This is a genomic window from Sphingomonas adhaesiva (genome assembly GCF_036946305.1).
Lineage (GTDB): Bacteria > Pseudomonadota > Alphaproteobacteria > Sphingomonadales > Sphingomonadaceae > Sphingomonas > Sphingomonas adhaesiva_B.
Map to the genome: position 1 here is coordinate 27,576 of NZ_JAQIJJ010000008.1, position 12,860 is coordinate 40,435.

Here is a 12,860-nt window from a genome sequence, read left to right on the forward strand (position 1 = left end):
AGAGGATGACATGACCGCAGCCGCCGCTCCCGCCATCGGACCGCAGGCGACCGGCCCGCGCGATCCGCACGACCGCGCCGGGCGGCGGCTGCGCTCGCTCGACCTGCTGCGCGGGCTGACCGTCGCGGGGATGATCACCGTCAACGCCACCGCGGGGGTGCAGGGGCTGGACAAGCCGGTGTTCCCGCTGCTCCTGCACGCCGACTGGGCCGGCTTCACGCTGGCGGACACCGTCTTTCCCGCGTTCCTGACGATGGTCGGCGTCTCGATCGCGATCTCCGCGAAGGGCGATGCGGCGAGCGGGCCGGCGACGCGGCGCGTGCTGGCGCGCGCGGGACGGATGATCCTGCTCGGCCTGCTGCTCGGCCATATGTTCTTCCTGGCGGATTTCCACCGCTACGTGCCGCGGCTGCCCGGCGTGTTGCAGCGGATCGGCATCGTCTTCGCGATCTGCGCGCTGCTCTATCCGCGGCTGGGCGAGCGGGGGCGTGCGCTCCTCACGGGCGGGCTGCTGCTGGGCTATTGGCTCCTGTGCCTGATGCCGATCCCCGGCGGCGCGCCGACCGATCTATGGGTGCAGGGGCACAATCTCGTATCCTGGGTCGATCGCGGCGTGTTCGGCAACTGGCGCTACGTGAAGGGGCCGGACGGCTACGATCCCGAGGGCGTGCTGAGCACGCTGCCGGCGATCGCGCAGGGGCTGATCGGGACGCTTGCCGGCGACTATATCCGTCGCGGCCTGCCCGTGCCCGTCGCGGCGAAGCGGCTGCTGCTCGCGGGGGTGGCGGGCATGGCGGCGGGGTTGCTGTGGGGTTTCGTCTTCCCGATCGCCAAGAACCTGTGGACCAGCAGCTTCGTCCTGCTGTCGGCGGGGCTGACGGTGGCGTTGCTCGGCGCGTTCCACTGGTGGTTAGATCGCGACGACCGGCCCGCGACGAATGGTGACCTGCTGGGCAGTTTCGGGCGTAACGCGATCGCCGCCTATGTGCTGCACGACCTGGCCTCGATCATCCTGACCGGCGATGCGATCCAGGCGCCGTTCAAGCTGCTGGCGCCGGTCGTCGGCACGCAGGTTGCGGCGCTGGCGCCGGTGGCGATCTTCGTCCTGATCGTCTGGTATCCGATCGCCTATATGGACCGGCGCGGCTGGTATCTGCGCGTCTGAACGGTCACGCTTCGTAGCCGTCCCACGCCATCGCCGCCGCCACGACCGGCACGACGGGCGCGAGCGCGGACGCATGGGCGCGCCAGCGCTCGACCGATCGCGTATGGAGCGGCTCGCGCACCTGCGCATGGCTGGGCGTCGGCGCGTGGCGCGACTGGCGATGGAACGCGAGCTGCGCGGCGTCCTGCGCCAGCCCGACCGCCGCCATCACCCGCGCGATCTCCGTCGGACCGTCCGCGACCAGCCGTTCGTACCGCACGGTCGTGAAGCCGGGCGACAGCCGCTCGCGATAGCGCTCGACCAGCGCCGATACCGCCGCGAGATGATGCGCCGCATCGTCGAGCCGATAGGCGCAATTCCCGCCATGCGTCATGTCGTGCGCCATCATCGACACCAGCACGTCGAGCGGATGCCGGCGCATCAGGATCATCGGCGCGGCGGGAAAGGCGAGCCGCAGCAGCGGGGTATAGACCTCGTTCAACGGCATCTTGTCGGTGAAGAAGCGCACACCCTGCGTCAGGCCATGGGTGTCGGCGCGCGCAAGATAGAGGTCGCGGAACAGTGCTGGCAGGTGGTGTCGGTCGGCGATGCGCAGCCCGCCCGGCCCCTCCGCGCCCAGCATCGCGGCCGCGGCGTCGCGCAGCTCGGCGGCGAAGGGCAGCTCGCCGCCGGCGCGGATATCGGGATGCGCCGAGAGGATCTGCTCCATCAATGTCGTGCCCGACCGCGGCATGCCCATGACGAAGATCGGCTGCGCCACGTCGCTGCGGACGGCGGCGCCGCGAAGGCCAGCGGGCCAGCGCGCGAGCGTGGCGAACGTCGCCGCCGCGGCGCGGCGATCGTGTGGACGCGCCAGCCGCGCCTTGCCCGCGACGAAGTCCGCCCACGCCTCGGCATGGCGGCCCGCGCGCTCGCGCAGCCGCCCGCGCAGCAGGAGCGCGCCGCCGCCCACCTCGCCGGGCAGGCGGTCGAGCTGCGCCAGCGCCTCGCGCCAGCGATCGGCCATCGCCAGGACGCAAAGCCCCAGCAGCGACACGTCGCGGCCGAGCGGCGCCGCCAGCGTCCGCAACCGCGCGAAGGCCGCCGCGGCCGCGTCCGCGTCGCCCGCCTGCTCGGCCGCTTCCGTGGCGAGCGCGGACGCCTCGAACGAGGCGGGCATCGCGGCGGCGAGCGCCCGCGCGTCGTCAAGCCGCCCGGAGCGCAGCAAGGCGCGGCCCAGCTCGGGCAGGATCGCGGCGCGATCGCCGGGTGCGGCGTGGCGCACCGCCGCGCGCAGATGCCAGATCGCCTCGGGCAATGCCTCGCGCAGCGCCAGCCGCTGCCCGACGAAGGCATGGGCGGCGGCATCGTCGGGCATGTCCGCGAGCGTCGCGCGCGCCACCGCCTCCGCCTCCTCGGCACGTCCATGGCGCAGCAGGAAGTGCGCCAGTTCGTCGCGTGCCCACCCTGCGTGCGGCACGACCGTCACGAGGTGGCGCAGGTGCCGTTCGGCCGCGGCCATGTCCCCGCAGGCCTCGGCCGCGCCGGCGGCCACGTCGAGGAGGTCGGCGTCGTCCGGGTGGGTCGCCATCAACGCGACGAGGTGCCGTCGCGCCTCCGCGGCCTGCCCGGCCAGGACGGCGTTGCGCAGCGACTCGATCGCGGTCTGGGACGGAGCGGACATGACCGATCCGTGCCATTTTCATCTGCCATCCGACAATGGTAGGTGAGTGGACGTCGGGAAGAGGGTGGGAAGCGGGGCGACATGGCGTTCAAGGATCGGATCGGTGCGCTGCCGGCGGATGGCACCGGCCCGCTCTATCTCCGCTTCGCCACGCTGCTGCGTGACGCGATCGCGCGGGACGTGCTGATGGATCAGGAAGCGCTGCCGAGCGAGCGCGAGTTGTGTGCCGATTACGGTATCTCGCGCATCACCGTGCGCCGCGCGATCGCCGCGCTCAGCGACGAAGGGTTGCTGGTGCCGCGGCGCGGGGCCGGAACCTTCGTCGCGAAGACCGCGGCCGCGACCGCCGCCGCCGCGCCGGGGCGGGTGGAGAAGAGCTTCTCCGGCCTGTCGTCCTTCACCCAGGACATGCTGGCGCGCGGATCGCGCCCGTCGAGCCGGTGGCTCGGGCGATCGCAGGGGCAGGTGACCCCGGAAGAAGCGCTGTCGCTGGCGCTGTCGCCGGGGACGCCGGTCTATCGCTTCCACCGCCTGCGCCTCGCGGACGAGCGGCCGCTGGCGGTCGAATATTCCACGGTTCCGGCCTATTGCCTGCCCTCGCTGGAGGCGGTGGCGGACTCGCTCTACGTCGCGCTGGATGCGGCCGGCGCGCGGCCCGCGCGCGCGCTGCAACGGTTGCGTGCCGCGCCCTTCGCCGAGGAACAGGCGACGCTGCTCGACGTCGCGCCGGGCCATGCCGGGCTGCTGATCGAGCGGCGCAGCTTCCTGGCGGACGGTCGCGCGGCGGAGCTCACGTTGTCCTATTACCGCGGCGACGCCTATGACTTTGTTGCGGAGCTGGTAGAGGTCTAATATAGGACCAATAGCAGATCTATCGGAGACTCTTGGGACGTGAGCCGTGATGCGACGACGCTGATGCTCGCCGAGGCCGGGCAGGCTGGGGCAGCGGTCGCGCGCTTCCTGTCGACCAATGCCGCAGCCATCGATGCGCTGGCGGACCGCCTGCGCGCCGCGCCGCCCGCGGCGATCGTCACCTGCGCGCGCGGATCGTCGGATCATGCCGCGACCTACGGCAAGTACGTGCTGGAGACCGCGCTGGGCATCCCCGTCGCCTCCGCCGCGCCCTCGATCGCCTCCGTCTTCGCTGCGCCGGTCGCGCAGGGCGCGGAGCGGCTGGTGATCGCCATGTCGCAATCGGGGCGCAGTCCCGACCTGATCGCCACCGTCGCCGCGCACCAGCGCGCCGGGGCGCTGGTCGTCGCACTGGTCAACGACGCCGCATCGCCGCTGGCGCAGATGGCCGACACGCTGCTGCCGCTGGAGGCCGGCGCCGAACGCTCCGTGGCGGCGACCAAGTCGTGCCTGGTGGCGATGGCCGGACTGGCCGCCCTCGCGGCGGCCTGGGCGCGCGATGCGGCGCTGGCCGCGGCGGTACGGGCATTGCCGGACCATTTGTCCGACGCCTTCGCGCTTGACTGGAGCGCGGCGGAGGCGCCGCTGGTCGCGGCGTCGAGCCTGTTCGTGCTCGGCCGCGGCTATGGCTTCGGCATCGCGCAGGAGGCGGCGCTGAAGCTGAAGGAGACCGCTGCGCTCCATGCCGAGGCGTTCAGCGCGGCGGAGGTGCGGCACGGCCCGATGACGATCGTGCGCGCGGGCTTTCCCGTGCTCGCCTTCGCCACGTCGGATGCCGCGGGGGATGCGGTGCGCGCGGTCGCGCGGGAGTTTGCGGCGCGCGGCGCGATCGTGCGGCTGGCGGACGCGGGCGGAGGCGGCGACCTGCCGGCGCGCGCGACGCATCCGGCGATCGAGCCGCTGCTGATGCTCCAGAGCTTCTACCGCCTCACCAATGCGGTGGCGCTGGCGCGCGGGCTCGACCCCGACCGCCCGCCGCACCTCTCCAAGGTGACGCGCACGCTATGACGCGATGGATCTTCACCGGTGGCCGGGTGGTGACGCCCGCGGGCGTGCTGCCGGGCGCCGCGATCGCGCTCGACGGCGACCGGATCGCGGCGATCGAGGTGGCGATCGATGTGGCGGGGGCGGATGCGGCGATCGACCTCGACGGCGGCTGGCTGCTGCCGGGCTTCGTCGACACGCAGGTGAACGGCGGCGGCGGCGTGCTGTTCAACACCGACATGAGCGTCGAGGGCATCGCCGCGATCGCCGCCGCACACCGCCGCTATGGCACGACCGCGCTGCTGCCGACGCTGATCAGCGACACGCCGGCGCAGGTGGCGGCGGCGCTCGACGCCGTCGATGCGGCGATCGCGGCGGGGGTGCCCGGCATCGTCGGCATCCATGTCGAGGGGCCGTTCCTCAACCCCGTGCGCAAGGGGATCCACGACCCGGCGATGTTCCGCCGCCTCGATGCCGCGACGATCGCGCTGTTGACCGCGCCGCGGCGGGGTCGCGTGATGGTGACGCTGGCGCCCGAACAATGCGACGGCGCGGATATCGCGGCGCTCGCCGCGGCCGGGGTGCGCGTGTCCGCCGGGCATAGCGACGCGACCTACGAGCAGGCGATGGCCGGCTTCGCCGCCGGGGTCAGCGGGGTGACGCACCTCTATAACGCGATGTCGCCGCTCGGCCATCGCGCGCCCGGGATGGTCGGCGCCGCGCTCGACGCGGGCAGCGCCTGGTGCGGGCTGATCGCGGATGGCGTCCACGTCCATCCCGCCGCGCTGCGCGTCGCGGTGCGCGCATTGCCGGCGGACAAGGCGATGCTGGTGACCGATGCGATGCCCAGCGTCGGCGCGCGCGAGAAGGACTTCACGCTCTACGGTCGCCGTATCCATGTCGCGGACGGCGTGTGCCGGGGCGAGGACGGGACGCTCGCCGGCTCCGACCTCGACATGGCGCGGGCGGTGGCGAACATGGTGCGCGAGGTCGGCGTGGCGCCCGCTGCGGCGGCGGCGATGGCGGCGACCCATCCGGCCGCCTTCCTGGGCCTGTCGCATGAGCGCGGCGCGCTGGCGCCCGGATTGCGCGCCGACTGGGTGTGGCTCGACGCCGACTGGCGCGTGCGGGGCGTGTGGATCGGCGGCGAGCGGGTCGTGCACGCGGCCTAGGATCGGGAGAGGACGGCGCGTGGCACGATTGACCCTTGTTTCCCCGCTGCGCGGCTGGGCCATGCCGCTGGAGGAGGTGCCCGACCCGGTCTTCGCGGGGCGACTGATGGGGGAGGGCGCCGCGATCGATCCGGTGGGATCGAGCCTGCACGCGCCGTGCGACGCCACGATCGTATCGGTCCATGCCGCGCGCCACGCGGTGTCGCTGCGCGCCGACAATGGCGCGGAGATCCTGCTGCACCTCGGCATCGATACGGTCGCGCTGGACGGCGAGGGCTTCGTCGCGCATGTCGCGGCAGGGCAGGCGGTGCGCGCGGGCGAGCGGCTGATCTCCTTCGATCTCGATCGCCTGCTGGCGACCGCGCCGTCGATGGCGACGCCGATGCTGCTCACCGATCCCGATGCCTTCGCGGTGGTCGAGCGGCATGTCGCGCGCGGGGTGGAGGTGGGCGATCCGCTGCTGGTGGTCGAACCGCGGAGCCCGGTGGCGGCGGCATCGGTCGACACCGGTACGACGGCCGAGCGCCTCGTTACCGTGTCGCTGCCGCATGGCCTCCACGCCCGGCCGGCGGCGCGCATCGCCGCGCTCGCGCGCGGCTTCGACGCGGCACTCACGATCGGAAAGGCCGGCACCGATGCGCCCGCGACCAGCGTGACCGCCATGCTCGCGCTCGACGTGCGGGCCGGCAACACGGTCCGGATCGCGGCGCAGGGCGGCGACGCCGTGGCGGCGGTCGCGGCGGTGGCAGAATTGATCGACAGCGGCATGGAGGAGGGGGTGGTGGCGCCCGCACCAACTCCGCCCGTGCCGACATCGCCCGACGACGGCCTGTTGCGCGGCGTCATGGCCGCGCCGGGCATCGCGATCGGCACCGCCCGCTGGCTCGCGAGCGAGGATCGCGTGGTGGCGGAGGACGGCGCGGGCGTCGCGATCGAGCGACGGCGGTTGGACGACGCGATCGCGGCGGTGCGTCGGCGGCTGGCCGGGCAGACGGCAGCGGCATCGGCCGCCGTGCTGGCGGCGCATCGCGAACTGCTCGACGATCCCGCGCTGCACGATGCCGCCGCCGCGGACATCGTCGCCGGGCGCAGCGCGGGGCTGGCGTGGCGGCGCGCGCTCCGCGCACAGGCGGCGCGGCTGCGTGACACCGGCAACCCGCGCATGGCCGAGCGCGCCGACGATCTCCTCGACATCGAGCGACAGGTGCTCGCCGCGCTGGATGGCGAGGCTCCGGCGGCGCGGCAGGAGTTCGCGCCCGGCACGATCCTGCTCGCCGACGACCTGCTGCCGTCCGATGTCGCCGCGCTGGAGGGCGGGGCGGTGGTCGGGCTGTGTTCGGTGCGTGGCGGGCCGACCTCGCATGTCGCCATTCTGGCGGCGGGACTGGGCCTGCCCGCGATCGTCGCCATGGGCGAGGCGCTGCACCGCGTGGCGGACGGCACGCCGCTGATCCTCGACGCGACCGCGGGGCTGATCACGCCCGATCCCGACACTGCCAGCCTCGCCGCGGCGACGGATCGTCGCGATGCGGCGCGCATCCGACGCGACGCCCTGCGCGCGGCATCGGCGGCGCCTGCGGCCACCGCCGACGGAACCCGGATCGCGGTGATGGCCAATCTGGCGACGGTCGAGGATGCCGCCGCCGCGGTGGCGAACGGGGCGGAAGGGTGCGGACTGCTGCGCACCGAATTCCTGTTCCTCGATCGCGCCGCACCGCCCGACGAGGCGGAACAGGCCGCCGGCTATCGCGCGATCGCCGGCGCGCTCGGCGAGCGACCGCTGATCGTGCGGCTGCTGGATATCGGCGGCGACAAGCCGGTGCCGTGGCTGGCGCAGGCGGCGGAGGACAATCCGGCGCTCGGGCTGCGCGGAATCCGCGTCGGGCTGGCGCGCCCCGACCTTCTCGACACGCAATTGCGCGCGATCCTGTCCGCCGGCGCGACCTGCCGCATCATGGTGCCGATGATCGCGAGCGTCGCGGAGATCGTCGCCGTGCGCGCGCGCGTCGATCACCTGCGCGCGGCGCTCGGCATCGCGCATCCAGTCGAGGTCGGGATCATGGTCGAGACGCCGGCGGCGGCGGTGACCGCGGACCTGCTCGCGCGCCATGCCGACTTCCTGTCGATCGGCAGCAACGACCTGACGCAATATGCGCTGGCAATGGACCGCGGCAATCCGGCGGTCGCCGCGCAGGTCGACGGGCTTCACCCGGCGGTGCTGCGGCTCATCGACGCAACCTGCCGCGGCGCGGCCGGGCAGGGGCGCTGGACCGGGGTGTGCGGCGGGCTGGCGTCCGATCCGCTCGCGGTGCCGATCCTCGTCGGCCTCGGCGTGACCGAATTGTCCGCCACGCCGGCGCGGGTCCCGGAGATCAAGGCCGCGGTCCATGCCGCGACGCTGGAAGCGTACCGCGCGCTGGCACGCGACGCGCTGGCGCAGGAGACGGCGGAGGACGTGCGCCGGCTGGCGCGCGCCTTCGCATCGCAGGGGGAGGCCAGGGCATGAAGGCGTTGATGCAAGGGGTGCAGGCGCTCGGTCGCGCGCTGATGCTGCCGATCGCGGTGCTGCCCGCCGCCGGGCTGCTGCTGCGTCTGGGCCAGCCCGACCTGCTCGACATCGCGTTCGTCGCGACCGCGGGGGAGGCGATCTTCGCCAACCTCGGCCTGTTGTTTGCGATCGGCGTCGCGACGCAACTGGCGCGCGACGGCAATGGCGCGGCCGGGCTGGCCTCGCTCGTCTGCTATCTCGTGTCGCGCAATGGGGCGCAGGCCTTGATGGTGGCGCCGGCCGACGTCACCGGCGACCTTGCCATCGCGGCGTGGAAGGTGAAGGCGATCGGGCGGCTCGACGTGCCGATGGGGATCCTGTCCGGCATAGCGGGCGGCCTGTTCTACAATCGCTTCGCGGGCATCCGCCTGCCCGACTATCTCGCGTTCTTCGGCGGCCGGCGCTTCGTGCCGATCGTCAGCGGCGTCGCGGGGATCGCGATCGCGCTCGTCCTGGGCGAGGGATATGGCGCGATCTCGACTGGGATCGACCGGCTGAGCTGGAGCATCGCCGCGGCAGGTCCGTTCGGGCTGTTCGCCTATGGCGCGCTCAATCGGCTGCTGCTGGTCACCGGGCTGCACCATATCCTGAACAACATCGTCTGGTTCGTGCTCGGCGACTATCAGGGCACGACCGGCGACCTGCGCCGCTTCCTCGCCGGGGATCCCGGTGCGGGGGCGTTCATGACCGGTTTCTTCCCGGTGATGATGTTCGGCCTGCCCGCCGCCTGCCTCGCCATGTATCATGAGGCGCGGCCGGAGCGGCGGCGCGCGGTGGGCGGGATGCTGCTCAGCCTCGCGCTCACCTCGCTGCTGACCGGGGTGACCGAGCCGATCGAATTCTCCTTCATGTTCCTCGCGCCCGCGCTGTACCTGCTGCATGCGCTGCTGACCGGCGTGTCGATGGCGCTGACCTATATGCTGGGCATGCGGCTGGGGTTCGGCTTCTCGGCCGGGCTGCTCGACTATCTGCTGAACCTGGGAAAGGCGACGCGTCCGCTGCTGTTGTTGCCGGTCGGGCTGGCCTATGCCGCGATCTATTACGGCTCGTTCCGCTTCGCAATCCGCCGCTGGAACCTCGCGACGCCGGGGCGCGAGGTGGAGACGGCCGCGGCCGATGGCCAGGTTGCCGAGGGTGATCGCGGCGCGGCGTTCGTCGCGGCGCTGGGCGGGGCGGCCAATCTGACGACGATCGGCGCCTGCACGACGCGGCTGCGGCTGGTGCTGGCCGATCCGGGCCGGGTGGACGAGCCGCGGTTGAAGGTGCTGGGCGCGCGCGCGGTGCTGCGCCCGTCCCCGACCATGCTACAGGTCGTGCTGGGGCCGGTCGCCGACGCGGTGGCATCGGAGATGCGCGAGGCGGCAGCGGGCGGCGCGACGGCCATCGCACCACCGTCGCCGTCGCTGGCCGCCGACGAACCGCTCGCCCCCGTGCTCCTCGCCGCGCTGGGCGGGGCGTCGAACGTTCGCGCGCATCACTGGCGTCCGGGCCGTGTCGTGGTCGAGGTGCGCGACGCCACCGCCATCGACCATGCCGCACTCGCTGCACAGGGCATTCGCCTCGCGCTGCCGCTCGACGGCCGGCTCCACCTGCTGTTCGCCGCATCGCAAAGGGACGATCTGGTCGACCGCGCCGCGTGACGACCCGTCCAGCCGGGTTTTGCGCCTTGTGAATGCCGCCCCGGTATTTTATATACCGCCCGTTATGGAAATGTCCGCCGTTCCTGCCGTCAAAGGCCGTCCCCGTGAGTTCTGCGTCGATCGGGCGCTGGCGGCGGCGCTGGGCGTGTTCTGGTCGAAGGGGTATGAGGGCGCCTCGATGGCGGACCTGACCGGGGCGATGGGGATCACCAAGCCCAGCCTTTATGCCGCGTTCGGCAACAAGGAAGCCTTGTTCCACAAGGCGCTCGACCTCTACGAATCCGAGAAGCTGGAATATACGCGTGCCGCGCTGAAGCAGCCGACCGCGCGCGCGGTGGCGGAGCATTTCATGCGCGGCGCGATCGATGCGCAGATGAGCAGCTGCGATCCGAAGGGTTGCCTGGGCGTCATCAGCGCGACCGCGTGCGGTGCCGAGGCGGAGTCGATCAAGGCCGACGTCATCCAGCGCCGCGATTCGTCGCAGGCGGCGCTGGTCGAGCGGTTCGAACAGGCGCAGCGCGAGGGCGACCTGCCCGCGCACGTCGATGTGCCGGGCCTCACCAGCTACCTCTATGCCATTCTGCAGGGAATGGCGGTGCAGGCCGGGTCGGGGGCGACGCGCGCCGATCTGGAGCGTGTGGTCGAGACCAGCCTGACGATGTGGCCCAGCAACTGAGGGCGGATCGCCCAAAATAATTTACCGCGCGGTATAGAAAGCGATTGACGCCACTCCCCGCGATTTCTATACCATGCAGTATAGAAGAGGGGCCGGCCAGCGGCTCCCCAGTGTCTCCAAGGGAGGGCATCGTGCAACGCAATCCCGCCTGTCCGTCGAACGGGTGATCGCGCTCTAGGCGGCGATCGCCCCGGTTCCGCGTCCATTTCTCCGCGTCCTTCCGCTCGCGCGCCCGTCACGCGAGGCTGGAGCGTCGCATCCACACATCAGCGCCGCCGGGCGGTGCCGTCGCGATCCGCGTGGGTCGCGGCCGCCGCCGGCGCGCGCCTCGAACAAGGGAGGTTCCTCATGGCCTATGTGGATTTCTCCGGCGACCTGCTGCTCGCCGATGCCGCCCCGATCGCCACGCCGCCCGCGGTGACCGCCGGCGAGAAGGCGCGGCTGAGCGCGCTGGAATGGTCGGTGGTGGCGCTCGCGCGCGGCGACCGGCTGTCCTCGCTGTCGCGGCCCCGCCGCATGTCGATCGCGCTGGGCAAGGTGTTCGGCACGCGGCGCCAGCCGGCGCATCTCGCCGATCCGCGGCTGGAGGCGTTGCGGCGGATGGCGGTGCTGACCTGGCATCGCGGCTTCGCGGTGCCGGCCAGCGAGGTGCGCGCCTTCTTCCGGGCCGGCTTTTCGACCGATCAATATGAGACGGTCACCGCCAGCATCGTCACCGCCCGCCTGCGACAGGGGCTGCCCGTCTGAACGTCGGCGGGGCGCGTTGCCGCACCGCGCTCACGTCATCACGACGACGCCTGATGCGATGACGGGACCGGTCGGCGCCCCGGTCGGCGAGCCGCCCTGCGGCTCGATCGAGATCGCGAGCGTGTCGCCTTCCTTCAGGCCGGCCATCGGGTCCGTCAGTTGTGAGGACCGGCCCGTCGCGGACAGCAGGCCGAGCGGGTGCGGCACCTTGTCGGGACCGATCGCCCACAATTCCGCGCTACGCCCGCGTGGCACCGGCACCGCGGCGGTCAACCGCAGCGCGCCGTCGTTTCGCGCGAGCCACGCCGCCACCGGGGCCTGCGCGCCGGCGTTGGACGGGACCAGCACCGCGATCAGCGGTGCGGCCGGGGCCGGGGCCGGGGCGGGTGCGGGTACGACGATCGGTGCCGGCCGGGGTATCATCACCGCCGCGGCGAGCGAGGCCGCCACCGCGCCGCTGACCAGCCCCCCGGTGAACCATCCCCACCGTCGCGGCGCCTGCGGCATGACGGCTGCGCCCGCCGCCTCATCGACGCGCGGCAGCAGGTCGGTCGTCGGCGCGACCGGCGGATAATCGTCGAGCAGCCCGCTGAACTGTTCGCGCCACCAGGCGACCTCCTGCGCGAAATCGGCATCGGACAGCACCCGCCGCAGCGCCGCGGCGCGTTCGTCGCCGTCGAGCAGCCCCAGCGCCAGTTCGGCCGCCTGCGTGGAGGGGGTGGGGGGATCAGAGGTCATCGGTCATGCGCTTGCGTAGTTGCAGCAGGCCGCGCCGCACCCTGCTCTTCATGGTCGCCAGCGGCACGCCGGCGCGTTCCGCCAGTTCGGCATAGGTGGCACCGTCCAGGAAGGCCGCGCGGATCGCGTCGCGCGATCCGCGATCCAGCGTCGCAAGACAGCGGTGGACGTGGTGCGCATCCTCCCGCGCGATCATCGCGACATCTGCGAGGGCCGCGTCGTCCGCCGTCTCCACCGCCGCGCGCGGTTCGGCATCCGGTGGCGGGGGCAGGGGATGGCCGTTGGCGCGCCGCCAGTCGATCGCCCGGTTGCGCGCGATCGTCGCCAGCCAGGTGATCGGGCTGGAGCGCAACGGCTCGAAGCTCGCGGCGCGGCGCCAGATGATGAGATAGACTTCCTGCAACACATCTTCCGCGGCCTGCCGCTCTCCACAGATGCGCAGGCAGATACCAAAAAGCTTGGCGGAGGTAAGCTGATACACCTTGCGGAAGGCGGCACCGTCGCGCAGTCCGGTCGCGGCCAATGCCGCCGCCAGCGCCGCGCGGCGTTCCGTATCGGGTGACGCGACGTCACCGACACCGGATGGCTCACTCTCCTGCATACCGATTGTTTTTC

Annotated in this window: 11 protein-coding genes; 8 read left to right on the forward strand and 3 right to left on the reverse strand. The window is 72.5% G+C overall.

What is annotated here, in order from left to right; all coding sequences use genetic code 11:
• Positions 1-10 precede the first annotated feature (10 nt).
• Positions 11-1,165: an acyltransferase family protein gene (locus tag PGN14_RS13700; RefSeq protein ID WP_335300136.1), complete on the forward strand. Its 1,155-nt coding sequence runs from the start codon at positions 11-13 to the stop codon at positions 1,163-1,165.
• A 4-nt stretch (positions 1,166-1,169) separates the two neighbouring features.
• Here PGN14_RS13700 and PGN14_RS13705 read toward each other — a convergent pair whose 3' ends face one another.
• Positions 1,170-2,828, reverse strand: coding sequence for a tetratricopeptide repeat-containing sulfotransferase family protein (locus tag PGN14_RS13705; RefSeq protein ID WP_335300138.1), 1,659 nt, complete (start codon positions 2,826-2,828; stop codon positions 1,170-1,172).
• An 81-nt stretch (positions 2,829-2,909) separates the two neighbouring features.
• On the opposite strand from PGN14_RS13705, the gene PGN14_RS13710 reads away from it, so the two are divergent.
• The 7 genes from PGN14_RS13710 to PGN14_RS13740 all read left to right on the forward strand — a co-directional run bounded on the left by PGN14_RS13710 (position 2,910) and on the right by PGN14_RS13740 (position 11,507).
• A complete protein-coding gene (locus tag PGN14_RS13710) occupies positions 2,910-3,680 on the forward strand; it encodes a GntR family transcriptional regulator (protein ID WP_335300140.1) in 771 nt (256 codons plus the stop codon).
• Between the two features lie 63 nt (positions 3,681-3,743).
• A complete protein-coding gene (locus PGN14_RS13715) occupies positions 3,744-4,748 on the forward strand; it encodes an SIS domain-containing protein (RefSeq protein WP_335300288.1) in 1,005 nt (334 codons plus the stop codon).
• Complete coding sequence (gene nagA / locus PGN14_RS13720) at positions 4,745-5,896, forward strand: N-acetylglucosamine-6-phosphate deacetylase (protein ID WP_335300142.1); 1,152 nt, start codon at positions 4,745-4,747, stop codon at positions 5,894-5,896. Before PGN14_RS13715 ends, nagA begins: the two co-directional genes overlap by 4 nt.
• 19 nt (positions 5,897-5,915) lie before the next feature.
• Positions 5,916-8,402 carry a phosphoenolpyruvate--protein phosphotransferase gene (gene ptsP / locus PGN14_RS13725; protein WP_335300143.1) on the forward strand — a complete coding sequence of 829 codons (2,487 nt, stop codon included), beginning with the start codon at positions 5,916-5,918 and terminating at the stop codon, positions 8,400-8,402.
• Positions 8,399-10,084, forward strand: a complete 1,686-nt coding sequence (gene nagE / locus PGN14_RS13730) for an N-acetylglucosamine-specific PTS transporter subunit IIBC (protein WP_335300144.1) — start codon at positions 8,399-8,401, stop codon at positions 10,082-10,084. Before ptsP ends, nagE begins: the two co-directional genes overlap by 4 nt.
• Positions 10,085-10,148: 64 nt before the next feature.
• The gene (locus PGN14_RS13735; protein ID WP_443019518.1) at positions 10,149-10,760 is read left to right on the forward strand and encodes a TetR/AcrR family transcriptional regulator; all 612 of its coding nucleotides are present in this window, start codon (positions 10,149-10,151) and stop codon (positions 10,758-10,760) included.
• Positions 10,761-11,108: 348 nt separating this feature from the next.
• Entirely contained in the window at positions 11,109-11,507 is a 399-nt protein-coding gene (locus PGN14_RS13740; RefSeq protein WP_335300147.1) for a hypothetical protein, read from the forward strand.
• Positions 11,508-11,537: 30 nt separating this feature from the next.
• Here the strand turns inward: PGN14_RS13740 and PGN14_RS13745 are convergent, their stop codons facing one another.
• Entirely contained in the window at positions 11,538-12,245 is a 708-nt protein-coding gene (locus PGN14_RS13745) for an anti-sigma factor (protein ID WP_335300149.1), read from the reverse strand.
• Positions 12,235-12,846, reverse strand: a complete 612-nt coding sequence (locus PGN14_RS13750; RefSeq protein ID WP_335300152.1) for a sigma-70 family RNA polymerase sigma factor — start codon at positions 12,844-12,846, stop codon at positions 12,235-12,237. Before PGN14_RS13750 ends, PGN14_RS13745 begins: the two co-directional genes overlap by 11 nt.
• Positions 12,847-12,860: the final 14 nt, after the last annotated feature.